General features: G+C 74.6%; 21 protein-coding genes and 1 pseudogene. 8 read left to right on the forward strand and 14 right to left on the reverse strand.

Annotated features, from left to right (window positions below; genetic code table 11):
• Positions 1-168: 168 nt before the first annotated feature.
• Positions 169-1,683, reverse strand: coding sequence for a glutamate synthase subunit beta (locus tag ACN27B_RS00385; protein WP_099164326.1), 1,515 nt, complete (start codon positions 1,681-1,683; stop codon positions 169-171).
• Complete coding sequence (gene gltB, locus ACN27B_RS00390; protein ID WP_422742957.1) at positions 1,676-6,334, reverse strand: glutamate synthase large subunit; 4,659 nt, start codon at positions 6,332-6,334, stop codon at positions 1,676-1,678. Before gltB ends, ACN27B_RS00385 begins: the two co-directional genes overlap by 8 nt.
• Before the next feature lie 145 nt (positions 6,335-6,479).
• Between gltB and ACN27B_RS00395 the strand changes: the two genes are divergently transcribed.
• A complete protein-coding gene (locus ACN27B_RS00395) occupies positions 6,480-7,322 on the forward strand; it encodes a GNAT family N-acetyltransferase (RefSeq protein ID WP_099164324.1) in 843 nt (280 codons plus the stop codon).
• A gap of 36 nt (positions 7,323-7,358) precedes the next feature.
• On the opposite strand, the gene ACN27B_RS00400 is transcribed toward ACN27B_RS00395, so the two are convergent.
• On the reverse strand, positions 7,359-8,546 hold the full coding sequence (locus tag ACN27B_RS00400) for an FAD-dependent oxidoreductase (protein ID WP_422742959.1): 1,188 nt from the start codon (positions 8,544-8,546) through the stop codon (positions 7,359-7,361).
• Positions 8,547-8,557: 11 nt separating this feature from the next.
• Positions 8,558-9,841 carry a prolipoprotein diacylglyceryl transferase gene (gene lgt, locus ACN27B_RS00405; RefSeq protein ID WP_422742961.1) on the reverse strand — a complete coding sequence of 428 codons (1,284 nt, stop codon included), beginning with the start codon at positions 9,839-9,841 and terminating at the stop codon, positions 8,558-8,560.
• Between the two features lie 102 nt (positions 9,842-9,943).
• Between lgt and ACN27B_RS00410 the strand changes: the two genes are divergently transcribed.
• The gene (locus ACN27B_RS00410) at positions 9,944-10,489 is read left to right on the forward strand and encodes an NUDIX hydrolase (RefSeq protein ID WP_422742963.1); all 546 of its coding nucleotides are present in this window, start codon (positions 9,944-9,946) and stop codon (positions 10,487-10,489) included.
• A gap of 699 nt (positions 10,490-11,188) precedes the next feature.
• On the opposite strand, the gene trpA is transcribed toward ACN27B_RS00410, so the two are convergent.
• Genes trpA through trpC form a run of 3 tightly spaced genes read right to left on the reverse strand, consistent with a single transcriptional unit; the run spans position 11,189 to position 14,064 of the window.
• Positions 11,189-11,992 carry a tryptophan synthase subunit alpha gene (trpA, locus tag ACN27B_RS00415; protein ID WP_396824155.1) on the reverse strand — a complete coding sequence of 268 codons (804 nt, stop codon included), beginning with the start codon at positions 11,990-11,992 and terminating at the stop codon, positions 11,189-11,191.
• A 4-nt stretch (positions 11,993-11,996) separates the two neighbouring features.
• Entirely contained in the window at positions 11,997-13,223 is a 1,227-nt protein-coding gene (gene trpB / locus ACN27B_RS00420; RefSeq protein WP_099164320.1) for a tryptophan synthase subunit beta, read from the reverse strand.
• A gap of 37 nt (positions 13,224-13,260) precedes the next feature.
• Entirely contained in the window at positions 13,261-14,064 is an 804-nt protein-coding gene (trpC, locus tag ACN27B_RS00425; RefSeq protein ID WP_172968088.1) for an indole-3-glycerol phosphate synthase TrpC, read from the reverse strand.
• A gap of 473 nt (positions 14,065-14,537) precedes the next feature.
• Here trpC and ACN27B_RS00430 point away from each other — a divergent pair, with 473 nt between their 5' ends.
• Positions 14,538-14,786, forward strand: coding sequence for a hypothetical protein (locus ACN27B_RS00430; RefSeq protein ID WP_172968087.1), 249 nt, complete (start codon positions 14,538-14,540; stop codon positions 14,784-14,786).
• Here ACN27B_RS00430 and ACN27B_RS00435 read toward each other — a convergent pair.
• The 5 genes and pseudogenes from ACN27B_RS00435 to ACN27B_RS00455 form a co-directional block, all read right to left on the reverse strand.
• Positions 14,779-15,357, reverse strand: coding sequence for a Trp biosynthesis-associated membrane protein (locus tag ACN27B_RS00435; RefSeq protein WP_422742966.1), 579 nt, complete (start codon positions 15,355-15,357; stop codon positions 14,779-14,781). The two genes, ACN27B_RS00430 and ACN27B_RS00435, sit on opposite strands and share 8 nt — an antisense overlap.
• Entirely contained in the window at positions 15,354-16,907 is a 1,554-nt protein-coding gene (locus ACN27B_RS00440; protein ID WP_099164318.1) for an anthranilate synthase component I, read from the reverse strand. Before ACN27B_RS00440 ends, ACN27B_RS00435 begins: the two co-directional genes overlap by 4 nt.
• Positions 16,904-17,338 carry a phosphoribosyl-AMP cyclohydrolase gene (gene hisI, locus ACN27B_RS00445; RefSeq protein ID WP_396824182.1) on the reverse strand — a complete coding sequence of 145 codons (435 nt, stop codon included), beginning with the start codon at positions 17,336-17,338 and terminating at the stop codon, positions 16,904-16,906. The genes ACN27B_RS00440 and hisI overlap by 4 nt, the downstream gene beginning before the upstream one ends.
• A 180-nt stretch (positions 17,339-17,518) precedes the next feature.
• Positions 17,519-18,169 (reverse strand): annotated as a pseudogene (locus ACN27B_RS00450) (phosphoribosyl-AMP cyclohydrolase); the annotation flags it as partial.
• Positions 18,170-18,333: 164 nt separating this feature from the next.
• The gene (locus tag ACN27B_RS00455; RefSeq protein WP_099164317.1) at positions 18,334-18,723 is read right to left on the reverse strand and encodes a MerR family transcriptional regulator; all 390 of its coding nucleotides are present in this window, start codon (positions 18,721-18,723) and stop codon (positions 18,334-18,336) included.
• Between the two features lie 105 nt (positions 18,724-18,828).
• Between ACN27B_RS00455 and ACN27B_RS00460 the strand changes: the two genes are divergently transcribed.
• Genes ACN27B_RS00460 through ACN27B_RS00470 form a run of 3 tightly spaced genes read left to right on the forward strand, consistent with a single transcriptional unit; the run spans position 18,829 to position 20,902 of the window.
• Positions 18,829-19,551: an ABC transporter ATP-binding protein gene (locus tag ACN27B_RS00460; RefSeq protein ID WP_099164316.1), complete on the forward strand. Its 723-nt coding sequence runs from the start codon at positions 18,829-18,831 to the stop codon at positions 19,549-19,551.
• Positions 19,548-20,303, forward strand: coding sequence for an ABC transporter permease (locus tag ACN27B_RS00465; RefSeq protein ID WP_422742969.1), 756 nt, complete (start codon positions 19,548-19,550; stop codon positions 20,301-20,303). Before ACN27B_RS00460 ends, ACN27B_RS00465 begins: the two co-directional genes overlap by 4 nt.
• The gene (locus ACN27B_RS00470; RefSeq protein ID WP_099164314.1) at positions 20,300-20,902 is read left to right on the forward strand and encodes a TetR family transcriptional regulator; all 603 of its coding nucleotides are present in this window, start codon (positions 20,300-20,302) and stop codon (positions 20,900-20,902) included. Before ACN27B_RS00465 ends, ACN27B_RS00470 begins: the two co-directional genes overlap by 4 nt.
• A gap of 105 nt (positions 20,903-21,007) precedes the next feature.
• On the opposite strand, the gene ACN27B_RS00475 is transcribed toward ACN27B_RS00470, so the two are convergent.
• Positions 21,008-22,783, reverse strand: coding sequence for an ABC transporter ATP-binding protein (locus ACN27B_RS00475; RefSeq protein ID WP_422742972.1), 1,776 nt, complete (start codon positions 22,781-22,783; stop codon positions 21,008-21,010).
• The gene (locus ACN27B_RS00480; RefSeq protein ID WP_422742974.1) at positions 22,780-24,660 is read right to left on the reverse strand and encodes an ABC transporter ATP-binding protein; all 1,881 of its coding nucleotides are present in this window, start codon (positions 24,658-24,660) and stop codon (positions 22,780-22,782) included. The genes ACN27B_RS00475 and ACN27B_RS00480 overlap by 4 nt, the downstream gene beginning before the upstream one ends.
• A gap of 195 nt (positions 24,661-24,855) precedes the next feature.
• On the opposite strand from ACN27B_RS00480, the gene ACN27B_RS00485 reads away from it, so the two are divergent.
• Positions 24,856-25,485, forward strand: coding sequence for a TIGR03085 family metal-binding protein (locus ACN27B_RS00485; RefSeq protein WP_355523162.1), 630 nt, complete (start codon positions 24,856-24,858; stop codon positions 25,483-25,485).
• A gap of 128 nt (positions 25,486-25,613) precedes the next feature.
• Positions 25,614-26,564: a terpene synthase family protein gene (locus tag ACN27B_RS00490; RefSeq protein ID WP_422742976.1), complete on the forward strand. Its 951-nt coding sequence runs from the start codon at positions 25,614-25,616 to the stop codon at positions 26,562-26,564.
• Positions 26,565-26,694: the final 130 nt, after the last annotated feature.

Here is a 26,694-nt window from a genome sequence, read left to right on the forward strand (position 1 = left end):
GTCGCCAAGTCTGGCGGCGGAGGAAACGTCGTGGCGACAGTTGGTGGCAGGTGTCACCGGGCGACCCGGACACCCGGTCCGGGTCGGTGCGATACCGGGCGTCCCACCCTGACGCAGGTGTTAAGAGGGGCCCCCTGCTCTACCGGAGGCGTTAACAGGGGCCCCTCCTTACACGGCGAGTGGCTGCCGGGCCGGGTCGACCGGGGCGGGCAGCTCGCCCACCCCGCCCAGGTACGCGTGGATGGCCGCGGCCGCGGCCCGCCCCTCGGCGATCGCCCAGACGATCAGCGAGGCGCCCCGGTGCATGTCCCCGGCGACGAAGACCCCGTCGGCGTCGGTCTGCCAGTCGGGGCGGGCGTCGACCGCGCCGCGGCCGTTGCGGGTCACCCCGAACTGGGCCAGCAGCGGCTGTTCCTCGGTGCCCTCGAAGCCGATCGCGAGCAGCACCAGGTCGGCCGGGATCTCCCGCTCGGATCCGGGCAGCGGGGTGACGATGCGCCGGCCGTCGACCTTCTCCACGGTCACCTCGGCGATGCGCACGGCGCGGACCTGCCCGGTGCCGTCGTCCACGAACTCCTGCACCGCCACCGCGAAGACCCGCTCCCCGCCCTCCTCGTGGGCCGGATAGGACCGCAGCACCCACGGCCAGGTCGGCCACGGGTCCCGCGCGCCGTCCCGCTCCGTCGGGGGCTGCGGGTAGAGGTCGAGCTGGTGTACGCCGGCCGCGCCCTGCCGGTGGGCCACGCCGAGGCAGTCCGCCGCGGTGTCGCCACCACCGATGATCACCACGTGCTTGCCGGCCGCGTCGATCGGCGTGCCGTCCGGCAGCACGGCCAGGGCGGGCCGCCCGTCGCCCGCGGCCGCCACCACCCGGTTCGCGGCCACCAGGTGCGCCATCGCCTGGTGCACGCCGCGCAGCGCCCGGCCCGGGGTGCCCGGGGTGTCCCGGCCCTGGAGCGCGCCGCAGGCGAGCAGCACCGCGTCGTGCTCGGCGCGCAGCTGGTCGGCGGTCACGTCGACGCCGACCTCGACACCGGTGCGGAACCGCACCCCCTCGGCGGTGAGCTGGGCGACCCGGCGGTCGACGTGCTGCTTCTCCAACTTGAAGTCGGGAATGCCGTAGCGGAGCAGGCCGCCGATCGCGTCGTCGCGCTCGTACACGGTGACCGTGTGACCGGCGCGGGCGAGCTGCTGCGCGGCGGCCAACCCGGCCGGGCCGGAGCCGACCACCGCGACCGACCGGCCGGTCGGGGCGGAGGCGGGCCGGGGACGCAGGCCGTCGCGGGCCACCGCCGCGTCGGCGATCTCCACCTCGACCTGCTTGATGGTGACCGGCTGCTGGCCGCCCAGGCCGAGCACGCAGGCCGCCTCGCACGGTGCCGGGCAGAGCCGCCCGGTGAACTCGGGGAAGTTGTTGGTGGCGTGCAGCGACTCCACCGCCGCGTCCCAGTTGCCGGTGCGGACCAGGTCGTTCCAGTCCGGAATTCGATTCCCGAGAGGGCAGCCGGCAGTGTCGCTGTGGCAGAACGGGATGCCGCAGTCCATGCACCGGGTGGCCTGCTCGCGGACCAGTTCCTCACCGGCCGGCGGGTAGACCTCCCGCCAGTCGGTGATCCGCACCGGCACCGGGCGGCGGGCGGGCAGCCGCCGGTCGTAGCGCAGGAAACCGTTGGGGTCAGGCACGAGCCACCTCCTGGGCGACCACCCGGGGCGCGGGTGGTACCGGGGCGGGAGAGAGGGCACTCATCACCGCGTCGTCGACGTTCCGGCCGGCGGCTTCGGCGGCCCGCATGATCTCCATGACCCGGCGGTAGTCCCGGGGCACCACGGCGGTGAACTCCTCCACCGCCTGCGGCCAGCGCTTGAGCAGGTCCTCGGCGACCGCCGAGTCCGTCTCGGCGAAGTGCCGCTGGACCAGCTCGTGCAGCCGGTCGCGCTCCTCGTCGCGCAGCGGCGACAGGTCGACCAGCTCGGCGTTGACCAGCCGGCGGTCGAGCCGGTGCACGAACGCGGTGCCACCGGACATGCCGGCGGCGAAGTTGCGCCCGGTCGGACCGAGCACCACCACCGTGCCGCCGGTCATGTACTCGCAGCCGTGGTCGCCGAGACCCTCGACCACCGCGGCCGCGCCGGAGTTGCGCACCGCGAACCGCTCGCCGACCCGACCGCGCAGGAACACCTCGCCGCCGGTGGCGCCGTAGAGGATCGTGTTGCCGGCGATGATCTGGTCCTCGGCGCGGCGGCCGGGCTCGGCGTCGGCGCCGACGAACGGCGCGTCGGCGTCCGGCCGGACCACGATCCGCCCGCCGGACAGTCCCTTGCCGACGTAGTCGTTGGCGTCGCCGTGCAGGCGCAGCGTGACCCCGCGCGGCAGGAACGCGCCGAACGACTGCCCGGCGGTGCCGCGCAGCAGGAACTCGACGGTGTCGTCGGGCAGCCCGGCGCCGCCGAACCGGCGGGTCACCTCGCCGCCCAGCATCGCGCCCACGCTGCGGTGCTCGTTGCGCACCTCGACCTCGACCCGGACCGGGGTGCCGTCGCGCAGCGCCGGGCCGGCCAGCTCGATGAGCCGGTTGTCCAGCGCCGCGTCGAGGCCGTGGTCCTGGGCACGGACGCCCCGGCGGGCCGCGCCCTCGGGCAGCTCCGGCAGGTGCAGCACGCGGCTCAGGTCGAGCCCGTGGCCCTTCCAGTGTTCGATCGCGCCGACCACGTCGAGCAGCTCGGTGTGCCCGATCGCCTCGTCGATGCTGCGGAAGCCCAGCTCGGCCAGGTAGCCCCGGACCTCCTCGGCGAGGAAGAGGAAGAAGTTCTCCACGAACTCGGGGCGGCCGGTGAACCGCTCGCGCAGCACCGGGTTCTGGGTGGCGATGCCGACCGGACAGGTGTCCAGGTGGCAGACCCGCATCATCACGCAGCCCTCGACGATCAGCGGGGCGGTGGCGAAGCCGAACTCCTCGGCGCCGAGCAGCGCCGCGACCAGCACGTCCCGGCCGGTCTTGAGCTGGCCGTCGACCTGCACGGTGACCCGGTCGCGCAGCTTGTTGAGCAGCAGCGTCTGCTGCGCCTCGGCCAGGCCCAGCTCCCACGGGGTGCCGGCGTGCTTGAGCGAGTTGAGCGGGGACGCGCCGGTGCCGCCGTCGTGCCCGGAGATGAGGATGACGTCGGCCTTCAGCTTGGCCACGCCGGCCGCCACCGTGCCCACACCCACCTCGCTGACCAGCTTGACGTGCACCCGGGCGGCCGGGTTGACGCACTTCAGGTCGTGCACGAGCTGGGCCAGGTCCTCGATGGAGTAGATGTCGTGGTGCGGCGGCGGGGAGATCAGGCCGACACCCGGGGTGGCGTGCCGGGTCCGCGCGATCCACGGCCAGACCTTGTTGCCGGGCAGCTGCCCGCCCTCGCCGGGCTTCGCGCCCTGCGCCATCTTGATCTGGAGGTCGTCCGCGTTGACCAGGTATTCGCTGGTCACGCCGAACCGGCCGCTGGCGATCTGCTTGACCGCCGAGCGGCGCGCCGGGTCGTGCAGCCGCTCGACGTCCTCGCCGCCCTCGCCGGTGTTGGACTTGCCGCCGAGCCGGTTCATCGCGATCGCGAGCGTCTCGTGCGCCTCGGCGGAGATCGACCCGTACGACATGGCGCCGGTGGCGAAGCGCTTGACGATCTCGGTGGCCGGCTCGACCTCGTCCAGCGGCACCGCCGGGCGGACGCCGGTGCGCAGCGTGAACAGCCCGCGCAGCGAGCCCGCCTGCGCGGCCAACTCGTCGACCTTGGCGGTGTACTGCCGGAACACGTCGTACTGGCGGCTGCGGGTGGCGTGCTGAAGCAGGAAGACCGTCTCCGGGTTGAACAGGTGCAGCTCGCCCTCTCGGCGCCACTGGTACTCGCCGCCGACCTCCAGCCGGTCGCTGGCCTGTGCGCCCGGCGCCGGCCAGGCCCGCGCGTGCCGGGCGGCCACCTCGGTGTGGATCTCGGCCAGCCCGATGCCGCCGATCGTGCTCGGCGTGCCGCGGAAATAGCGGTCGACCAGGCGGGTGTCCAGGCCGACCGCCTCGAACACCTGCGCCCCGCAGTACGACGACACGGTGGAGATGCCCATCTTGGACATGATCTTCAGGACGCCCTTGCCGAGCGCCTTGACGTAGTTGCGGACCGCCTTCACCGGCTCCACGCCGGCCAGCGCGCCGGTGGAGATCATGTCCTCGACCGACTCGAACGCGAGGTACGGGTTGACCGCCGCCGCGCCGTAACCGATCAGCACGGCCGCGTGGTGCACCTCGCGGCAGTCGCCGGACTCGACGACCAGCGCCACCTGGGTCCGGGTCTGCTCGCGCACCAGGTGCTGGTGCACCGCGGCGGTGAGCAGCAGCGACGGGATCGGCGCCAGGTCGGCGTTGGAGTCCCGGTCGGAGAGCACCAGGATCCGTACGCCGTCCTCGATCGCCTCGGACACGTGCCGGCAGATCTCGGTCAGCCGGGCCTTGATGCCGGCGCCGCCGTCCCGGATCCGGTAGAGACCGGAGACCCGGACCGCCTTGAAGCCGGGCAGGTCGCCGTCCTCGTCGATGGAGAGGATCTTGGCCAGCTCGTCGTTGTCGATCACCGGGTAGGGCAGCACGATCTGCCGGCAGCTCGCCGGGCCCGGGTCGAGCAGGTTGCCCTCCGGCCCGATGGTGGACGCCAGGCTGGTCACCAGCTCCTCCCGGATGGCGTCCAACGGCGGGTTGGTGACCTGGGCGAAGAGCTGGTGGAAGTAGTCGTAGAGCAGCCGCGGCCGGGTGGACAGCGGGGCGATCGGCGTGTCCGTGCCCATCGAGCCGATCGGCTCCGCTCCGCTGCGGGCCATCGGGCCGAGCAGGATCTTCAGCTCCTCCTCGGTGTAGCCGAACGTCTGCTGCCGGCGGCGCACCGAGTCGTGGGTGTAGACGGTGTGCTCGCGCGGAGGCAGGTCGTCCAGCTCGATCAGACCGGCGTGCAGCCACTCCTGGTAGGGCTGCGCGGCGGCCAGTTCGGTCTTGATCTCGTCGTCGGAGACGATCCGACCGTTGACGGTGTCGACCAGGAACATCCGACCGGGCTGGAGCCGGCCCTTGGCCACCACGGTGGTCGGGTCGAGGTCGAGCACGCCCGCCTCGCTGCCCAGCACCACCAGGCCGTCGGAGGTGTGCCACCAGCGGCCCGGGCGCAGACCGTTGCGGTCCAGCACCGCGCCGACGATCTCGCCGTCGGTGAAGGCGACCGAGGCGGGGCCGTCCCACGGCTCCATCAGGCTGGCGTGGAAGCGGTAGAACGCGCGCTTGTCGGCGCGCATGTCCGGGTCGTTCTCCCACGCCTCGGGGATCATCATGAGCACCGCGTGTGGCAGGCTCCGCCCGGCCAGGTGCAGCAGTTCGAGCACCTCGTCGAAGTTCGCCGAGTCCGACGCGGCCGGCGTGCACACCGGGAAGACGCGGCGGATGTTGCCGGGGATGCTCGGGCTGCGCAGCAGCGCCTCCCGGGCCTGCATCCAGTTGCGGTTGCCGCGGATCGTGTTGATCTCGCCGTTGTGCGCGATGAAGCGGTACGGGTGCGCCAGCGGCCAGGACGGGAACGTGTTGGTGGAGAAGCGCGAGTGCACCAGCGCGATGGCGCTGACCACCCGCTCGTCGGTCAGCTCCGGGTAGAACGCCGGGAGTTGGTCCGGGGTGAGCATGCCCTTGAACACCATGGTGCGGCCGGACAACGACGGGAAGTACGCCGGCACGCCCCGCTCGGCGGTCTCCCGCTCGACCTGCTTGCGCAGGCAGAACGCCACCCGGTCCAGGTCGAGCCCGGCCAGCGGGGAGCCGGCCGGGCCGGCCGGCGAGTCGGTCAGCCGGTGCGCGGCCACGAAGAGCTGCCGGACCCGGGGCATGGCCGCGAGCGCGGTCTCGCCCAACCCGGACGCGTCGGTCGGCACCTCGCGCCAGCCGAGCACGTCGGCGCCCTCGACCAGCGCGTACTTGTCCACCACCTGGCGGGCGCGCGCCTCGGCCGCGTCGTCGTCGGGCAGGAACACCAGACCGGTCGCGTACTGGCCGGCGGGGGGCAGCGGGAAGTCGACCACGGCGCGCAGGAACGCGTCCGGCACCTGGATCATGATGCCGGCGCCGTCACCGGTGTTGTGCTCCGCGCCCCGGGCGCCCCGGTGGTCCAGCCGGCAGAGCGCCCCGAGGCCGTTCGCGACGACCTGGTGCGAGCGCCGCCCGTGCAGGTCGGCCACGAAGGCCACGCCGCAGGCGTCGTGCTCGTACGCGGGGTCGTAGAGCCCCGTCGTCCGTGGGGCCGGCTGCGGGCTGAGAGGGTACGGAAAGGCCACCGGGCCTCCTGTCGTCACTCAGGTTGGATCATGGTGGGGACGACGTCGGCCCTCTGGGGTTTATTGAGTCTACGTTAGGGCGTCCGGCGCAAGGCCAGTTCAGATTGATCACACTTCCAGAATCTGGGACGTGTAGTCTCGCGCGGTGGATGTCGTACGAGCTGACGCACTCGACCGGTTGGAGCGTTTCTACGACGCGGTGCCCCGTGACGGGGCCCGGACCGAGGAGTTCGACTCCCTGGTGCTCTTCGTCCGCGACGGTGCCGGTTGGCCGTTCTACGCCCGCCCCCGGCTCGACGCCACCGAGAAGCCCACCCTGGCCGAGGTGACCGCCGTCCGCGCCCGGCAGCGGGAGCTGGGCCTGCCGGAGGCGTTCGAGTGGGTGCACGAGCACCAGCCGGAGCTGCTCGCGGTGGCCCGCTCGGCGGGGCTCACCGTGCTGGAGGCGCCACTCATGCTGCTCGAACCCGAGCTGCTGCCCGAACCGGGGACGCTCAGCGACGTACCGGTGCGGGTGCTGGACCCGGGCGACCCGGGCTTCGCCGCGGACATCGCGCTGCGCCGGGCCGTCGCCGCTGTCGGTTTCGCGAACGGCGGCACCGCGCGCGGCGAGGCCGGGCCGGCCGAGCGGGACGCCGCGGTGGCCCGCCTCGACGTGGAGGCGCTGGAGGAGGAGGCCGCCCGGGTGACCGACGGCCGGCGCGTATCGGCGCTCGCCGGCACCCCGCAGGAGGGCGCGCTGGCCAGCGGCATGGCGATGCGGGTGGACGATGTGGCGGAGATCGCCGGCGTGGCCACGCTGCCCTCCGCCCGCCGACGCGGCCTGGGCGCCGCGGTCACCGCCACGCTGGCCCGGGAGCTGCGCGCCGCCGGCACCGACCTGGTCTTCCTGAGCGCCGGCAGCGAGGACATCGCCCGGGTCTACCTGCGGGTCGGCTTCCGCCGGGTCGGCACCGCCTGCATCGCCGAGCCGGCCGCCGTCATCTGACCAGCACGCCGACCGGACGGGGGACGTGCGAGGCGGTCAGGACGGCGGCTGCCAGGCGGCGGCCGCCGCGGCGGCCGTGTTGCGCATCCGCGGGCTGATCGTGCCGAGCGCCGCGTCCCGGGCGCGCAGCGCCAGCCGGCCCCGGGTCTGCAGCACCGCCGACATCCGGCGGGTCTGCCGCACCATGGTGGCCGCGCGCGGCCGGCGCAACCGGTCGTAGCCGGTCACCGCGTCGGGCAGCCGCGATTCGCGCAGCAGCCCGGCGAGCGTGGCCGCGTCCTCGAACGCCAAACAGGCGCCCTGCCCCAGGTGCGGCGGCATCGCGTGCGCGGCGTCGCCGAGCAGCACCACACCGCCCGGGCCGACCGGGAAGCCGTACGCCCGGGGCAGCGGCCGCAACTCGCGGATCTCCTGCTGCACCACGTCCGCCGGGTCGGTCGCCTCGAGCAGCGTGGCGATCGGCGGGGGCCAGCCCGCGTACCAGCGCTTGAGCAGGGCCAGCTGGATCTCCGGCGGCTCGGGGCGGGGCGCGCCGGCGGCGGTGGCCACCCAGTAGATGCCGCCCCGGCGGGAGGCTCCGGCGGTGCCCCGCTCACCGAGTGAGGCGGCCACGAACCGGTAGCCGGCGCCCAGCGTCTCTCCGTGCACCGGCTGGTCGGCAGGGAGCTGCGGCGCGCGGTACCAGGGGATGACCGCCCGCCAGGCCGCGCAGCCGGAACTCACCACCGTCGTCTCCGGGCAGAGCTGCCGGCGGATCTCGCTGTCGGTGCCGTCGGCGGCCACCACCAGGTCGGCCTCGACCGTGTGCCGGCCGTCGCCCACCGCGGGACGTTCGCCGGGCACCGCGCGTACGCTGCGCACACTCACCCCGGTGCGCAGCTCCACCTGGTCGCCCAGCCCGGCGATGAGCGCGTCGTGCAGGTCCTCCCGGTGCACCACCACCGGCATCCGGTCGGCCGGTGTGGGCCGGGGCTGCACCAGCCACTGCCCGTCCGGGCGACGGATGCCGCCGTCGGGCAACGGCGTGGCGATCGCGTCCAGCCCGGCGCCGAGCCCGAGGGCGCGCAGCGCGCGTACCCCGTTGGGCCACAGCACCACGGCGGTCGGCTCCGGCCGGACCCGGTCGGAGCGTTCCAGCAGCGTGACCCGCCATCCGGAGCGGGCCAGCGCGCCGGCCACCGCCATCCCGCCGAGGCCGGCGCCGACCACCACCGCGCTGCGCATGACTCCCCCGCTCAGCTGTCCCGGTCCGTCGGGCGCCCGCCGGCGTCCGCCCGACCGGCGTCCGCGCGGTCGGTCCCGTCCGTGTGGTCCGCCCCGGCCGGGTCGTCGCCGGCCCCGGCCCGGTCGGCCGACGCGTCGTCCGGGCCGTCGGTCGCCGCGCGGTCCGGCCGGTCCGTGTCGTCGGTCACCGCACGGTCCGCATCGTCGTCGGAGGCCGCACGGTCCGCGTCGTCGTCGGTCACCGCACGGTCCGCGTCGTCGGTCGCCGCCGGTTCCGTCGGGGGCAGCGCGCCGGTTTCCCGGTACGCGCGGAACTGGTCCTCGGTCACCACCCGGTACCCCTCCGGCGCGACCGGCCGCGCGCCGGCCTCGCCGGCCGAGAGGTCGACCTGGGACACGTCGCCGGCCGGCGCCACCGGGGCGGCCGGCTCACCCACCGGGACGAGGTATTCCCGGGGACCGCGGACCCGCACGAAGTAGACGAGCGCGCCGAGGAAGACCAGCGCGGCGGTCCAGACGTTGAGCCGCACGCCGAGGATGTGGTTGGCCTCGTCGGTGCGCATCAGCTCGATCCAGAACCGGCCCGCCGTGTAACCCATCACGTAGAGCGCGAAGGCGCGGCCCCGGCCCAGCCGCAGCCGGCGGTCCAGAATCAGCACCAGCGCGGCGACGCCGACGTTCCAGAGCAGTTCGTAGAGGAACGTCGGGTGGTAGAGCCCGGGTTGCAGGACCGGGTTGCCGGCGTCGTCGCGCAACGCGTGACCCGGGTTGTCCGGGTCCATCACGTGCACCTCGAGACCCCAGGGCAGGGTCGTCCGCCCGCCGTACAGCTCGTTGTTGAACCAGTTGCCCAGCCGGCCGATCGCCTGGGCCAGCGGCATCCCCGGCGCCAGCGCGTCGGCCACCACGGTGAGCGGGATGCCCAGCTGCCGGGCGGCGAGCCAGGCGCCCACCGCGCCGCCGGCCACCGCGCCCCAGATGCCGAGGCCACCCTCCCAGATGTAGAGCGCCTTGATCGGCTCACCGCCGGCGCCGAAGTATTTCTCCGGCGAGGTGATCACGTGGTAGATCCGGGCGCCGACGATGCCCGCCGGCACCGCCCAGACCGCGATGTCGAGCACCGCGCCCGGGGCTACGCCACGGCGGCGCAGCCGGTACTCGGTGACCACGCAGGCCACCGCGATGCCGGCGATGATGCAGAGCGCGTACGCCCGGATCGGAAAGGGACCGAGCTGCCAGACGGCGGTGCTGGGGCTGGGCATGGCCGCCAGTGGGGTCATCGGGGCGAGGGTCACGGGTGCACACGGTACCGGTGCGGACCGTGTGTGCGGCACCCCGGTCCGCCGCGTCGTGGAGCCGCATGACTTCTGGTTTGCGCGGCCGTACGCTCTTTGTCCATGAGCGCGCTCACCTGGGCGGTCGCCGCGGTCGTCAGCGACGGGTCCGGCCGGGTGCTGCTCTGCCGGCGCTCCGGCGGCGTGCCCCGCTGGGGCCTGCCGGGCGGGCGGCTGCGCCACGACGAGAGCCCGCCCGACGCCGCCGTCCGGTCGATCCGCGCGGAGACCGGCCGGCTCGTCGAACTGGTCGACCTGGTCGGCCTCTACCTGGTCGCCGACCCGAGCGCTCCCGTGCCCCCGGCCGGCCGTTGCGGCCGTGCGCCGGACGTCCTGGTGCACGTGTTCCGCGCCCAGCTTGCGAATGGGGCTCCGGCCGCCGAAACGGCACCCGGCTGCCATCCCGAGTGGCATCCCTCTGACGCACTGCCCCGCGCGCTCACCCCCGCCACCCGGGCCGCCGTCGCGGACGCGCTCGCCGGCCGTTCCGGCGTGCTCCGGAACACGCCCGCCGCCGACCCGCCGCGGGCGGACGCGCATCCGTCCGACGGCGTCGGCACGGCGCCCGGCCAGCGGTCGCCAGGTGGCCTCGACACCGGCCGGCGCTGAGCGGCATCGGCACTGAGCAGGCCGGCGCGATCGAGGTCCGACGCCGAGCAGGGGCCGACGCGAGGTCACGGCCGACGCGAGGTCACGGCCGACGCGAGGTCACGGCCGACGCGTGGCGAGCCGCCACTGTGTCGGGGTCAGCCCCGGGCGGCCTGTCGGCCGGAGAGGGCCGCCTCGAATCGCTCGACCGGCCGGGTCTCTTCCCGACGCCTGTCGCGCTGAGACCGGGCTGGGTCTCTTTCCGACGCCTGTCGAGCTGATATCAGTAACGACTCAGCGCACGGGAGGGGATCTCACCAGGACGGCGGGCATCGCCGGGACTGCGCAGGACCGGACGCCACTCGGCCGGACCGGCGGTAGCGGGGTGAGCCAAGCAGCGCCTTCTCGGCAGCGTGGCGTCAACCGTGCGCGCGAAGACGGCCCGCTGCGCCCTTGGGGCAGCGCGATATCACGAACGACTCAGCTCGAAAGGCGTGCGGCGGGGGTGGCCCGATCTCGGGCGGCGGGAACCGACGGATTTGGCGCGAGCCTGCCCGGCACCCGGCGCGAGCCAGCCCGGCGCCCGGTCCGAGCCCTGCCCAGTGCCCAGTGCGAGTCTGAGCGGTGCCCGTGCGAGCGCGGAGACCCGACGGGCGCCCGACACCGGCCCGACGGCGGCCGATGCGAGCCCGACAAGTGCCGGACGGCTGGCGGAGACGGTCAGCGGACCGGGTTGCGGACGCCTTCGGCCAGTTCGGCGCTGAGCGTGCGCAGGGCGGTGAGGCCGGCGGCCTGGTCCGGGGCGTCGAGCACGCACCGGACCAGCGCGCTGCCCACGATCACCGCGTCGGCGTAGCCGGCGACGGTCGCGGCCTGCGCGCCGGTGCCCACGCCCAGCCCGACCCCGACCGGCAGGTCGGTGACCTCACGGAGCCGGGAGACCAGGACCGGGGCGGCCTCGGAGGTCTGCGACCGGGCGCCGGTGACTCCCATGATCGCGGTGGCGTAGACGAAGCCACGGCAGTGCTCGACGGTCATCCGCAGCCGCGCGTCGGTGGAGGACGGCGACACCAGGAACGTCCGGTCCAGGCCGTGCGCGTCGGAGGCGGCCAGCCACTCGGCCGCCTCGTCGGGGATCAGGTCGGGCGTGATGAGGCCGGTGCCGCCGGCGGCGGCCATGTCGCGGGCGAACGCGTCCGGGCCGTACTGCTCGATGGGGTTCCAGTAGGTCATCGTCACCACGGACGCCCCGGTCGCGGCGACCGCCTCGACCACGCGCAACGCGTCGGCGGTGCGTACGCCGCCGGCCAGGGCGATGTCGCTGGCCTTCTGGATGACCGGGCCGTCCATCACCGGGTCGGAGTAGGGGATCTCCACCTCGATGACGTCCACACCCGCCTCGACCATGGCGGTCATGGCGGCGATGCTGCCCTCGACGGTCGGGAAGCCGGCCGGCATGCAGCCGATCAGCACGGCCCGCCCGTCGGCCCGGGCCTTGTCGAACGCGACCCCGATGCGGCTCACGCAGTCACTCCTTGTCGAGGATGCCGAAGTACGCCCCGGCGGTGTGGACGTCCTTGTCGCCCCGACCGGAGAGGTTGACCACGATCACCGGCTCGCGGCCCAGCTCGGCGGCGAGTTCCGGGGCGATGCGCTTGGCACCGGCCAGCGCGTGCGCGCTCTCGATCGCCGGGATCACGCCCTCGGTGCGGCAGAGCAGCTCGAACGCGGCCATCGCCTCGGCGTCGTCGACCGGCAGGTAGGTGGCCCGGCCGGTGTCGTGCAGCCAGGCGTGCTCCGGCCCGACGCCCGGGTAGTCCAGACCGGCCGAGATCGAGTGCGACTCGATGGTCTGGCCGTCGGCGTTCTGCAGGACGTACGTGCGGGTGCCGTGCAGCACGCCCGACGAGCCGCCGGTGATGCTGGCCGCGTGCCGGCCGGTCGCGACGCCCTCGCCGCCGGCCTCGAAACCGTAGAGCCGGACCCCGGTGTCGGGCACGAAGGCGTGGAAGATGCCCAGCGCGTTGGAGCCGCCACCGACGCAGGCCGCGACGGCGTCCGGCAGCGCGCCGGTCAGGTCCAGGCACTGCTGGCGGGCCTCGACACCGATGCCGCGCACGAAGTCCCGAACCATCTCCGGGAACGGGTGCGGCCCGGCGGCGGTGCCGATCAGGTAGTGGGTCGTGTCGACGTTGGCGACCCAGTCCCGCATCGCCTCGTTCATCGCGTCCTTGAGCGTGCGCGAGCCGGTGGTGACCGGGACGACGGTGGCGCCGAGCATGCGCATCCGGGCCACGTTGAGCGCCTGCCGCTCGGTGTCCACCGCGCCCATGTAGACGACGCACTCGAGGTCGAACAGGGCGGCGGCGGTCGCGGTGGCCACGCCGTGCTGGCCGGCGCCGGTCTCGGCGATCACCCGTCGCTTGCCCATCCGCCGGGTGAGCAACGCCTGACCGAGGACGTTGCGGACCTTGTGCGCGCCGGTGTGGTTGAGGTCCTCCCGCTTGAGCAGGATCCGGGCGCCGAGCTGGGCGGACAGCCGCCGGGCCTCGTACAGCTTCGAGGGGGTGCCGGCATAGTCGCGCAGCAGCGCGTCGAACTCGGCGAGGAACTCCTCGTCGCCCATCGCCTTGCGGTACGCCGCGTCCAACTCGTCCAGCGCGGCGACCAGCGCCTCGGGGACGAACCGGCCGCCGAAACGGCCGAAGTGGCCGGCGGCGTCAGGGACCTGGCCGGCTGCGGGTGCGGCGCTCATCGCGGGCGTCCTCTCGGGTCGGGTGGCCCGGCGCGGGTCAGCGCACCGGGCGGGGCGTGGCCGGGTGGTTACCGGCGTTGACCAGCTCGGCGACCGCCTCACGGGGGCTCTTCTGGGTGACCAGTCCCTCGCCCACCAGGACGGCGTCGGCGCCGGCCGAGGCGTAGCGGATCAGGTCGTGCGGGCCGCGCACGCCGGACTCGGCGATCTTGACGACGTTGCTGGGCAGGCCGGGCGCGATCCGCTCGAACACCGAGCGGTCGACCTCCAGGGTACGCAGGTCACGGGCGTTGACACCGATCACCTGGGCGCCGGCCTCCAGGGCCCGGTCCGCCTCCTCCTCGGTGTGCACCTCGACCAGCGCGGTCATGCCCAGCGACTCGATCCGCTCCAGCAGCCCCACCAGCGCGTTCTGCTCCAGCGCGGCGACGATCAGCAGCACCAGGTCGGCGCCGTGCGCCCGCGCCTCGTGCACCTGGTAGCTGGAGACCACGAAGTCCTTGCGCAGCACCGGCACGTTCACCGCGGCCCGGACCGCGGCCAGGTCGTCCAGCGACCCGCCGAACCAGCGGCCCTCGGTCAGCACGCTGATCGCCCGCGCCCCACCGGCCGCGTAGTCACCGGCCAGGTCGGCCGGGTCGGCGATCTCGGCCAACCGCCCCTTGGACGGCGACGAGCGCTTCACCTCGGCGATCACGGCCACGCCGGGCCGGCGCAGCGCCGCGTACGCGTCCAGCGGCGGCGGCGCGGCCGCGGCCAGCTCGCGGATCCGCTCCAGCGGAACCTGCTCCTGGCGCCGGGCCACGTCCTCGCGGACGCCGGCCAGGATCTCGTCGAGCACGCCTGCGGACGGCGCCCCTGCGGCGTCGTCCCCCTCCGCGTGCGCATGCTCAGCAGTCACCAACGGACTCCCCTCTCCGGGTGTCATGGGCCGATGCTAGGGGGCGCCACCTGGCGACACGTGCCGGGGGGTATGGCGCACCTCACGAAACGGGCTGTGGCATGATGGCCGACTTCTGGTGAACGCGGTGTCACGCAGCGCCACCGTGCGTATCGATCGCCGCCCATGCCCTATCTCACCACGACCGCTCCGGCGCCGCAGCGGGGCGGGTCCCGCGCGACTGTGACCAAGCTCAAGGACCTCCGGCCCTGCCCTGGTCGCTCCCTCTGTCGGACCGTTGACCTGGGCTTCACGGCGCCGAAACGTGAGCCCGGCAGCATGGTCCTCGGGCAGACTCGACGAGGCGGCTGCCGACCGTCACCAACGATCTCGTGCGGGGTGAACCAGTGAGCGTCAACGGGCCGAACCAGACCATGGGCCTGACCACCATCTCCCGGACCGTCGCCTCCCTCGCCGTCGGCGTGGTGCACACGCTGGAACGCGCGGTGGCGGGCGACGGCCGCACCCGTACCGCCCGGGGCAACGCCTGGGAGGCGGTCTGCGCCGACCGCGCCCGGGCCGCACAGCGTCGGGAGTTGGAGCGGCTGGTGGCCGAGCTGGCCGCCGCCCGGGCCGCGGCCCGCGAGCGCCGGGACGCGCGCGAGGCCCAGCCGGTCAGCTGACCGTCGGGTCCTCGCCCCGGTCCAGCGCGTCCCACGCGTCCCGGGTGCCCCGCTCGACCGCCGGCCGCTCGGCGCCGCCCGGCGCGGCCGACGACGACGCCGCCCGCCGCTCGTAGCGGGCGCCCATCGCCGGCCACCCGCCGCCCCGCAGCGCCGAGAACGCGCCACCGGCGGCCAGGGCCAGGCCGCCCGCCAGGACCAGCGCCGGCCAGTGCCGGCTCACCCCCGACTCGGCGAGCCCGATCCCACCGCCCAGCGCCACGGCCAGGCCGATGCCGGCCAACAGCGCGCCCAGCACCCGGCGCAGCCGCCCCCCGGTCGCCAGCAGCGCGCCGCCGCCGGCCAGTCCGACCCAGGCCAGTGCCGACACCCACGGCAGCAGCTCCGCGCCGGTGCGGCCCGGCCGCCCGGGCGGCAGCGACCCGCGGGTGGTCACCTCGACCGACCAGGTCCGGGTCACCGCCCAACAGGCCAGGCCCGCGCCGGCCAGGCAGAGCAGCACCGCGTACGCCAGCTCGCGCCGGCCCCGCGCGGCGGGCGCGCCGGTCGCGGCCGTGCCGGACGCGCTCATCGGGCCGGCCGCAACGTCTCGGCGGCGGCGATCGCGGCGAGTACCGCGGCGGCCTTGCTCCGGGTCTCCTGCTCCTCGGCGGCGGGATCGGAATCGGCCACCACCCCGGCGCCGGCCTGCACGTAGGCGCGGCCGTCGCGGATCAGTGCGGTCCGGATGGCGATCGCCATGTCCAGGTCGCCACCGAAGGCGAAGTAGCCGACGGTGCCGCCGTAGACGCCACGGCGGACCGGTTCCAGCTCCTCGATGATCTCCATGGCGCGGACCTTGGGCGCGCCGGAGAGCGTGCCGGCGGGGAACGTGGCGGCCAGCGCGTCGAACGCGGTGCGGTCCTCCCGCAGCTCGCCGACCACTGTGGAGACGATGTGCATGACGTGGCTGTAGCGCTCGATGGTGGCGAACTCCGGCACCTCCACCGTGCCCGGCCGGCAGACCCGGCCCAGGTCGTTGCGGCCCAGGTCGACGAGCATGACGTGCTCGGCGCGCTCCTTCGGGTCGGCGAGCAGCTCGGTGGCGAACTTGGCGTCGCCCTCCGGCGAGCCGCCGCGCGGGCGGGTGCCCGCGATCGGGTGCAGCAGGGCCCGGCGCCGCCCACCCGGACCGCCGCTGACCTTGAGATGCGCCTCCGGGGACGAGCCGACGATGTCGAAGCCGTCGAAGCGCAGCAGGTACATGTACGGGCTGGGGTTGGTGGTGCGCAGCACCCGGTAGACGTCGAGCGGGTCCGCGTCGGTGGGGCGCTCGAAACGCTGGCTGAGCACGATCTGGAAGCACTCACCGGCCCGGATCGCCTCCTTGGCCGCCTCCACCGCCTTGGGGTATCCGCCCTCCGGCGTCCGGCTCACCACCTCGCCCACGCCGGGCCGGCCGACCGTGGCGACCATGGGCGGAATCGGACGGGACAGCGCGGTGGTCATGGCGTCGAGGCGGCCCACCGCGTGGTGGTACGCGGCGGCGACCCGCTCGTCCCGGTCGGGCGTGTCCGGCGGCGGAAGGACCGCGTTGGCGACCAGGATCGCCGAGCCCTCGTAGTGGTCGAGCACCACCAGGTCGGTGGCGAGCATCATGCCCAGCTCGGGCACGTCCAGCTCGTCGCGGGTCAGCTCGGGCAGCCGCTCGAACCGGCGGACCAGGTCGTAGCCGAGGTAGCCGACCAGGCCGCCGGTGAGCGGCGGCATGTCGCCGGCCGGGTCCCAGGCCGGGCCGGCGAGCGCGGCGACGGTCTCCCGGAGCACGGCGACCGGGTCGCCGGTGGTGGGCACGCCGGCCGGCGGCGTACCGGTCCAGTGGGCCGCGCCGTCGCGCTCGGTGAGCGTGGCGGCGCTGCGTACGCCGATGAACGAGTAGCGCGACCAGGCGGTCCCGGCCGCCCCGACGCCCTGCTCGGCGGACTCCAGCAGGAACGTGCCCGGCCCGCCGGCGAGCTTGCGGTAGACCCCCACCGGGGTCTCGGCGTCGGCGAGCAGCCGTCGGGTCACCGGCACGACCCGCCAGCGGGCCGCCAGCTCGGCGAAGGTGGTCCGGTCCGGGGCGACCGCGCCGTCGGTCACGGGGTCGCCTCCGGCGAGCTGACCGGCAGCTCGGTGAAGAAGCAGGTGCGGTGCCCGGTGTGACAGGCCGCGCCGACCTGCTCCACGCTGACCAGCAGCGCGTCGCCGTCGCAGTCCAGCGCCACCGAGCGGACGTACTGGTGGTGGCCGGAGGTGGCGCCCTTGACCCAGTACTCCCCCCGGCTGCGCGACCAGTAGGTGGCCCGGCCGGTGGTGAGCGTGCGGTGCAGCGCCTCGTCGTCCATCCAGGCGACCATCAGCACCTCACCCGAGTCGTGCGCGCGGACCACGGCGGCGACCAGGCCGTCCGGGGTGCGGCGCAGCTTGGCCGCGATGGCCGGGTCGAGCCGGGAGGAGCGGGCCGGGCCGGGGGCCGCGGCGCCGCCGGAGCGGGCGGGGGCGCCGGTCACCGGCGCGTCAGAGGCGGGCACGGTTGACCATTCTCCCGCACGCGGCGTCGGCACCGCCGACGTGTCCCGGGGGACGGGCCCGACCGGGTCCAGCGCCCGGCCCAACTGGCGCAGGTAGCGCTCCACCCGGCCGTCGACCAAGGCCTCGGCCAGGTCCGTGCCGGCCACCTCGGCGATCTCCCCGGCGTACGGGCGGACCAGCGGGAGGATCCCGCGGACCAGGCGGCCGGCGGCGGCGCCGACCTCGGCCGGGTCGGCGGGGCGCAGACCGAGGCAGAGCAGCATGTCCGCGCGGTAGCCGGGGGGCGCGACCGGCAGGTCCAGCGCGGCGGTCAGGGCGGCCCGGCGGGACACCACCCGCACCGTCGGGTTGGCCAGCCGCAGCACCGAGGGGCAGAGCCGGGCCAGGTCGGCCGCGGCCAGCCGGACGCCGATCGGGTCGTCGGCCCAGTGGGCGCCGGCCACCTTGCCCAGCGTGGCGATCAACTCCTCCAGGCGCGGCTCGTCGGCGGGCTGGCAGAGCACCGGCAGGTCGATCCGGCGACGCCACTCGGGCACCGCCCAGAGCAGGCGGGCGGGCGCGGTGACCGGCAGCCCGAAGGCCCAGTCGGCGGGCTGACCGAGCCGGTGCACCCAGGAGCGGACGTCCCGGGCGGCCACCGAGACGTGCACCAGCCGGCCGTCGAACTCGGTCAGGTAGGCGCGGCGGGCCGCGTACGGGCCGGCGGGGCGGGCCGGGGCGGTGGTTCCGGGGGTGCGGACCGCGCGGTCGTCGTCCGCCGCGACGAGCACGTCCACGTCGACGTCGCTGTGCTCGGTGGCGGCCCGCCGGGCGTGGCTGCCACGCAGCATGATCCCGACGACCGGCCGGTCCGCGGCCTGCCGCAGGCGGGCGGCCCACTCGTCGAGGAATCCGGACTCGGGCAACGAAGCGGGACCCACCGCGACATGGTGCCGGAAGTCCGATCTTCGGCGCAATGCCCGATGGCGGACCGGGTGTCCGCTACTGGGCGACTTCAGCCCAGTTCCTCCTCGGCCCTCCGGTACGCGTCGATCTTGTGGTCGAGGACCGTCAGGTCCTCGGTCAGTTCGGCCATCCGGGCCAGCACGCGGGCCCGGTGCGCCTCGAACAGCGCCCGCCGCGCGCCGAGCGTGCGATCACCCTGCCGGGCCAGCTCGGCGTAGCGGCGCATGTCCCGCACCGGCATCCCGGTGCGGCGCAGCCGGGTGAGCAGGAACAGCCAGCTGACGTCGCCCTCGGTGTAGCGCCGCCGACCCGCCGAGTCCCGCCCGACGGGGGCGACCAGCCCCTCCTGCTCGTACCAGCGCAGCGTGTAGGTGGTCAGGCCGACCCGCTCCGCCGCCTCGCCCACGCTGAGGCTCTTCTCCCGGATACCGATGTCCACCGGTCCAGGCTTCCAGTTCGAGTCCGCTCGAAGTCAAGCCCGTTGACCGACCGGAGAAATTCATCTAGCGTTGATTTCAACAGTTGATGAGTTATCGGAGGCGACATGGACGACGCGGTGTCGGTCCGTGACCTGGTGATCGAGCGCGGTGGACGGCGGGTGCTGCACGGCATCAGCTGCGCCGTGCCCCGGGGCACGGTCACCGGGCTGCTGGGGCCCAGCGGCAGCGGCAAGACCACGCTGATGCGCGCCGTCGTCGGGGTGCAGAGCGTGCGCTCCGGCACGGTCGACGTGCTCGGCCGGCCGGCGGGCGCGGCGGACCTGCGCCACCGGGTCGGCTACCTGACGCAGGCGCCCAGCGTCTACGCCGACCTGACCGTGCGCGAGAACGCCCGCTACTTCGCCGTGCTGCACGGCCGGGGGCACGCCGAGGCCGACCGCGCGGTGGCCGACGTCGGCCTGGCCGCGGCGGCCGGGCAACTGGTCGGCACGCTCTCCGGCGGTCAGCGCAGCCGCGCCTCACTGGCCTGCGCCCTGGTCGGCGACCCGGAGCTGGTGGTGCTGGACGAACCCACCGTCGGTCAGGACCCGGTGCTGCGGGCCGACCTCTGGGCGCGGTTCCACGCCATGGCTGCCGCCGGCACCACGCTGCTGGTCTCCAGCCACGTGATGGACGAGGCGGCCCGCTGCGACCGGCTGCTGCTGATCCGCGAGGGGCGGCTGGTCGCCGACGACACGCCGGCCGCGGTGCGCGCCGCCACCGGCGTGGACGACCTGGAGGAGGCGTTCCTGCGCCTGATCCGCGGCACCGAGGAGGCCGGCGCGTGAACCCGAAGATCCTGACCGCCACCGTCGCGCGGATCCTGCGCCAGCTGCGGCACGACCGGCGCACCGTGGCGCTGCTCGTCGTGGTGCCGGTCGTGCTGCTCACCCTGGTCTACTTCATGTACGTCGACCAGCCCACCCCGCCCGGCGCGCCGAGCACCTTCGACCGGGTGGCGCTGATCATGCTGGGCTTCTTCCCCTTCATCATCATGTTCCTGGTGACCAGCATCGCCATGCTCCGCGAGCGCACCACCGGCACGCTGGAACGGCTGCTCACCACCCCGCTGGGCAAGCTCGACCTGCTCTTCGGCTACGGCATCGCGTTCGGCCTGGCCGGGGTGGTGCAGTCCACCGTCGCCTCGCTGGTGGCCTACCAGGTGTTCGGGTTGGACACCGCCGGCAGCCCGTGGCTGGTGGTCCTGATCGCCGGGGTCAACGCGGTGCTGGCCGTGGCGCTCGGTCTGTTCTGCTCGGCGTTCGCCCGCACCGAGTTCCAGGCCGTCCAGTTCATGCCGGTGGTGGTCGCCCCGCAACTGCTGCTCTGCGGGCTGTTCGTGCCGCGCGGGCAGATGGCCGGCTGGCTCCAGGCGGTCAGCGACGCGCTGCCGCTGTCGTACGCGGTCGAGGCCTTGCAGGAGGTCGGCGCCCACGCCGAGCCGACCGGCACCATCTGGCGCGACGTGGCGATCGTGGCCGGCGCGGCGGTGGCGGCGCTGGTGCTGGCCGCCGCGACGCTGCGTCGGCGCAGCGGGTGAGCCCACGACGCACCGGCCGGCGGCCCGGCAACCCGGACACCCGGGAGTCGATCCTGGCCGCCGCCCGGGCCGCCTTCGCCGAGCGGGGCTTCGACGCCACCCCGATCCGGGCGGTCGCCGCCGCCGCCGCTGTGGACCCGGCGCTGGTGCACCACTACTTCGGCACCAAGGAGGACCTGTTCCGGGCCGCCATGGCGATCCCGATCGACCCGGCCGAGCTGGTGCCCCGGGTGCTGGCGGGTGGCCGGGACGAGGTCGGCGAACGCCTGGTCCGCACGTTCCTGGGCGTCTGGGACTCCCCGGCGGGGACCGCCGCGGTGGCCCTGCTCCGCTCCGCCGTGAGCAACCAGTGGACCGCCCGCCTGCTGCGCGAGTTCCTGACCACGCAGATCCTGCGCCGGGTCGTCGACCGGCTCGACCTCGACCCGGCCGAGGTGCCGCTGCGGGGCGCGCTGGTCGCCACCCAGATCGCCGGCCTGGCCATGATGCGCTACGTGATCCGCCTGGAACCGGTCGCGTCCGCGACGCCGGACACCCTGGCCGCCACGATCGGCCCGACCGTCCAGCGCTACCTCACCGGCCCGCTGGACGCGGGCTGACCCGTCCCCCGCGCCGATCTTGCACTTGCTGCCCGGATGAAAGGGGACGATCCACCCCTACCGGGGGCCGAAAATGCAAGATCGCGGGCGTTCGGGGTGCCGGGGTCAGCGGGTCTGTTCCAGCCAGGAGGCGTAGAGCAGGGCGTAGACCGAGTCGGTGTCGCGGACCAGCTCGTCGTGCGGGCCGCGCTGCACGATCCGGCCCCGGTCCACCACGATCACCTCGTCCGCGGCCTGCGCGGTGGAGAGCCGGTGCGCGATGGCCAGCGTGGTCCGGCCCCGGGTGACCGCGTCCAGGGTGCGTTGCAGGCGTACCTCGGTGGCCGGGTCGACGGCGCTGGTCGCCTCGTCGAGGACCAGCAGGTCCGGGTCGGCGACGTACGCGCGGGCCAGCGCCACGAGCTGCCGTTCACCCACGCTGAGCGCCTCGCCGCGCTCCCCCACCGGGGTGTCCAGCCCGGCCGGCAGGCCGTCCAGCCAGTCGGCCAGGCCCAGCTCGGTGAAGGCGGCGGTGAGCCGCTCGTCGGTCAGGTCGGGGCGGGCGAAGCGGACGTTCTCCCCGACCGTGGCGTCGAACAGGAAGCCGTCCTGCGGCACCATCACCACCCGGGCGCGCAGCGAGTCGAAACGCACCCGGCGCAGGTCGACGCCGGAGAGCAGCACCTCGCCCTCGGTCGGGTCCATCAACCGGGTGAGCAGCTTGGCGAAGGTGGTCTTGCCGCTGCCGGTCTCGCCCACCACCGCCACCCGGCTCTTCGCCGGGATGTCCAGCGTCACGTCGTGCAGCACCGGCGGACCGCCCGGGTAGGCGAACGTCACCCCGGCGAAGCGGACGTCCAGCGGACCGGCCGGCAGGTCCCGTCCCTGCGTGCCCGGGTCGGCCACGTCCGGGGCGACGTCGAGCACGTCGAGCACCCGACGCCAGCCGGCGATCGCGTTCTGCGCCTCGTTGAGCACCTCGGTGGCGATCTGCACCGGCTGGATGAAGAGCGTGACCAGGAACAGGAACGCGGTGAGCTGGCCGACCGACAGCGTCCGGTCGACGCCGAGGTTGACCCCGACCACCACCACCCCGGCCAGCGCCAGGCCGGCGGCCAGCTCGCCGACCGAGCTGCCCAGGATGCTGATCCGGATCGCCCGTTGCTGGGCCAGCCGTTGCCCGTCGATCGCCGCGTCCAGCCGCCGGGCGGTGCGCCCGGCGATCCCGTACGCCCGGATCACCGGGGCGCCCACCACGCTCTCGCCGATCGCGCCGAGCAGCGTGCCGGTGCGCTGCCGGACCAGCCCGTACGCGCCGGCCAGCCGGCGCTGCAACGATCGGATGATCAGCACCGCGGGCGTGAACGCGATGAGCACCACCAGCGTCAACTGCCAGGAGTACGCGAGCATCACGGCGGTGGTGACCAGCAGCTGACCCAGGTTCACGATCAGGATCACGCCGCCCCACTGGAGGAACTGGGTGATCTGGTCGACGTCGCTGGTGACCCGGGAGACCAGCGAGCCACGCCGCTCCGACTGCTGGTGCAGCATGGACAGGTCGTGCACGTGCCGGAACGCCCGGGTGCGCACCCCGGCCAGCGCGGTCTCGCTGACCGTGAACAGCCGGCGCATCATCAGATAGCCGCAGGCGGTCGTCACCACCAGCACGGCGGCCGTGATCGTCACGGTGAGCGAGATGACGTCAAGGTCGAGCCCGCCGACGATGCCGTGGTCGATGCCGCGCTGCACCGCCACCGGCACGGCCACCCGACCGATCATGTAGACCAGGGCCAGCGCCAGCGTGCCGGCGAGCCCGGTCTTCAGCTCCGGGGAGAGCGCCAACCCGCGCCGCAGCGTCCCCCAGGTCGACTCGGTCCGTCCCTCGGCGGCGACACTGCTCACCGGTCCACCTCCATCTCCATCTCCAGGCCGGAGGGCACCGGCGCGACCTCCTCGTACGTGTGCTTCTGCTCGCGCTCCTGCTCGGCCTGCTCGTACGCGGTGACCAGGTCGACGTAGCCGGGCACGGTGGCCAGCAGCTCGGTGTGCGTACCCCGGGCCACCACCCGGCCCTGCTCCACGTAGATCACCTCGTCGGCGAGCGCGATGGTGGCCCGCCGGTACGCCACGACCAGGATCGACGCCGGCGCGCCGCCGTCACCGGGAGTCCGCAGGCCGGCCAGGATGGCCGCCTCGACCCGTGGGTCGACGGCGCTGGTCGCGTCGTCGAGCACCAGCAGCCGGGGCCGCCCGGCCAGCGCCCGCGCCAGCGTCAGCCGCTGCCGCTGGCCGCCGGAGAGCGAGGTGCCGCGCTCGCCGACCATGGTGTCCAGTCCGTCCGGCAGGGCGGCGACGAACCCGTCCGCCTCGGCGAGCCGCAGCGCCGCCCACACCTCGTCGTCGCCGATGCCGTCGCGGTCGAGCGTGATGTTGGCCCGGACCGTGTCGTCGAAGACGAAGGGCACCTGGGCCACCAGCGCCACGGTCGCGGCGAGCGACGCGGCGGTCAGCTCCCGCACGTCGACGCCGTCGAGCGTGACCCGGCCGGAGTCCGGGTCGACCAGCCGCACGGCCAGCGACGCGATGGTGGACTTGCCGGCCCCGGTCGGCCCGACCAGCGCGACGGTCTTCCCGGCCGGCACGGTGAACGTCACCGCACCGAGCACCTCGGCGCCGGGCAGGTGCGCCTCGGCCGGCTCGTACCCGAAGTGCACGTCGTCGAAGCCCAGCGTGGCCGGTGTGCGGGTGGCCGGGTCGAACGCGACCTCGCCGTAGGGCATCTCGCCGGTGGTGTCGAGGACCCGGCGGACCCGGTCCCAGCCGGCGACGCTGCGCGGCAGTTCGGCCAGCACCCAGCCGATGGCCCGCACCGGGAAGGCCAGCACGGTGAACAGGAACGCCACGCTGACCAGCTCGGTCACCGTGATCGCGCCCTGCCGCAGCCGGATCGCGCCGACCACCAGCACGGCGAGGGTGCCGAGGCTGGGCAGCGTCTCCAGCATCGGGTCGAAGACGCCGCGCAGCCGGCCGACCGAGATGAGCGCGTCGCGCAGGTCGCCGGCGCGGGCGGCGAAACGGGCGGTCTCCTGCGCCTCCCGGCCCATGGTCTTGACCACCAGCGCGCCGTCGAAGCTCTCGTGCGCGATGCCGCTGACCTCGGCGCGCAGGCGCTGGGCCCGGGCCTGGCGGGGCGCCATCCGGCGGGAGTAGACCACGTTGAGCGCGAACAGCGCGGGAAAGACGGCGAGGCCGACCAGCGCGAGTGCCCAGTCGGTGACGAAGAGCGAGGCCACCGCGCCGACCAGCATCACCAGCGTGCCGACCGCGAACGGCAGCGGCGCGATCGGATACCAGGCGGCCTCGACGTCGGAGTTGGCGTTGGACAGCAACGTGCCGGTGGAGTTGCGGTGGTGCCAGGCCAGCGGCAGGTCCAGGTAGCGGCGGGTGACCCGGCGGCGGTAGGCGGCCTGGAGCCGGTACTGCATGTAGCCGGCGCCGAGTCGCCGGCCGAAGATGCCGACCACCCGCAGCACGCTGATGCCGAACAGCGCCGCGGCGGCGAGCGCGAGGACCCCGCCGCCCACCTCGCCGCGCTCGACCGCCGGCACCACCACCTCGCCGACCACGCCGCCGACCACGTACGCGCTGGCGATCACGAGGAGGCCGAAGAGCACACTGCCGGTCACCGCCACCGTGAAGATGCGCGGTTGCTCCCGGATCGCCCGGCCGAGCACCCGTAGCCCTCTGCCGAGCACGTCCCGACTTGTCCCGCTCGCCACGCTCTCCCCCGCCGTAAGCCGCCCGTTTCTCCCCCATCCTTACCGCACCCCGCCAGGTCCGCCGACCCGCCGGGGATATGTCCGCCGTCACGTTCCTCGGCGGACCTGGGCGGACCACGCCGCGTGGTCGGCCGGTCGCCGCCGCCGCGCCGGGCACGGCGCGCCGATCGGCCCGCCCGGGCCTACGATCGGGCCATGCCGCGGTACGCCCGGGCGGAGCGCGAGGCGCTCGCCGATCTGATGCTGGAGCTGGGACCGGACGCGCCGACGGTCAACGAGGGGTGGACCACCCGTGACCTGGCGGCGCACCTGCTGGTGCGCGAGCGCCGGCCGGACGCGGCCGGTGGGATCCTGCTGCCGCCGCTGCGCGAGCACGGCGAGTCGGTCCGCCGGCGGATCGCCGCCGGGCCCTACCCGGAGCTGGTGGCCCGGGTGCGCCGCCCGCCGCTGTGGAGCCCGGTGAGCAATCCACTCACCGACGAGCTGGCCAACGGGCTGGAGTTCTTCATCCACCACGAGGACGTCCGCCGGGCCCGACCCGGCTGGCACCCGCGCGACCTGCCGGTGGGGCAGCAGCGGGTGCTCTGGAAGCGGGTCGGCCTGCTGGCCCGGATGGCGTTGCGCCGCTTCCCGGCCGAGGTGCTGGTGCAGGCGCCCGGTCACGGCGAGCTGCGGGCGGGGCGCGGCGGCGAGCGACTGCGGGTGGTGGGCGCGCCGGGCGAACTCGTCCTGTTTCTCACCGGCCGGCAGCGGGTGGCCCGGGTCCAGGTGGACGGCCCGGTCGAGCGGGCCGACCGGCTGCGCGCGGCCGAACTGGGGTTCTGACCGAGCGTGCGCGGCGGGTCACCGTGCCAGGTGGAAATTGCACAACCCAACGACGGTGACCGATCGAGGCTGCCGTACGCTCCTGGCCGCCGCTCGAGCAGACGGGCGGCGGACAGGGGACAGGACCGATGCGTGGCTTCGCGCTCTCGGCGCTGCACGAGCCGCCCTTCCCGGCGCGGCGGCACCCCGACGTCGAGCGGATCGCGCGCGAGAGCGCCGGCTGGGTGGGTGACCTGGGCCTGGTCGACGACCCGGCGGGACGACGCCGGCTGGCCGGCGCGCACGCCGCCGAACTGGCCGGACGGGCATCCCCGCAGGCGTCCCCGGACGGCCTGCGCCTGCTGACCGATCTGATCAACTGGCTGTTCGTGATGGACGACGCCTGCGACGACGACGGCCTGGGCGCGGATCCCACCCGGCTCGCCCCGACCGTGGCGGCGTTGCTGGCCGTGCTCGACCGGCACGGCGACCCGGACGCACCCGCGCCGAGCGACGCCGGGCCGCTCGCCGTCGCGCTCGACGACCTGTGCCGACGGGTCCGTGGGCAGCGTCAGCCGGCGTTGCTGCTGCGCCTGGTCAGCCAGTTGCGGGAATACCTGCTGGCGCTGCTGTGGGAGGCGGCCAACCGGGAGCACCGGCGGGTGCCCGGGGTGGCCGAGTACACGCAGATGCGCCGGCACACCGGCGGCGTACGCCCCAGCTTCACCATGACCGACCTGGCGCGCACGCCCCGGACCGGTGCGGCGCAGCGGTCCGAGCCGGCGCTGGCCGCGCTGGACGCCCTCGCCACCGACCTGGTGTGCTGGTGCAACGACCTGTTCTCCTACGGCAAGGAGCGCGGCGTCGCCCCGGAGGCGCACAACCTGGTCACCACCATCGCGGGCGAGAACGGGCAGGACGAGCCGGCGGCGCTGAGCGCGGCGGCGGCTCGGTTCAACACCGCCCTCGCCACCTACGCGGAGCGGGACGCGGCGCTGGCGGGCGCGGCCGACGACGGGGTGCGGGCGTTCCTGGACACCCGGCGGGACTGGATCCGGGCCACGTACGACTGGTCCCGCGCGGCCGCCCGCTACACCTGATCCGGGTTCCACGACGCGGGACCGGCATGGTACGCGCCCGCCGGGGCTAGCCGCTGCCCCGGTGCAGGCAATACCCTTCGGTAACCGCAGATCGGCGTGACCCCCGTCACGTCCCTCCACCCTGAAGGCG

Source organism: Micromonospora sp. WMMD754 (assembly GCF_049315235.1).
GTDB lineage: Bacteria > Actinomycetota > Actinomycetes > Mycobacteriales > Micromonosporaceae > Micromonospora > Micromonospora sediminicola.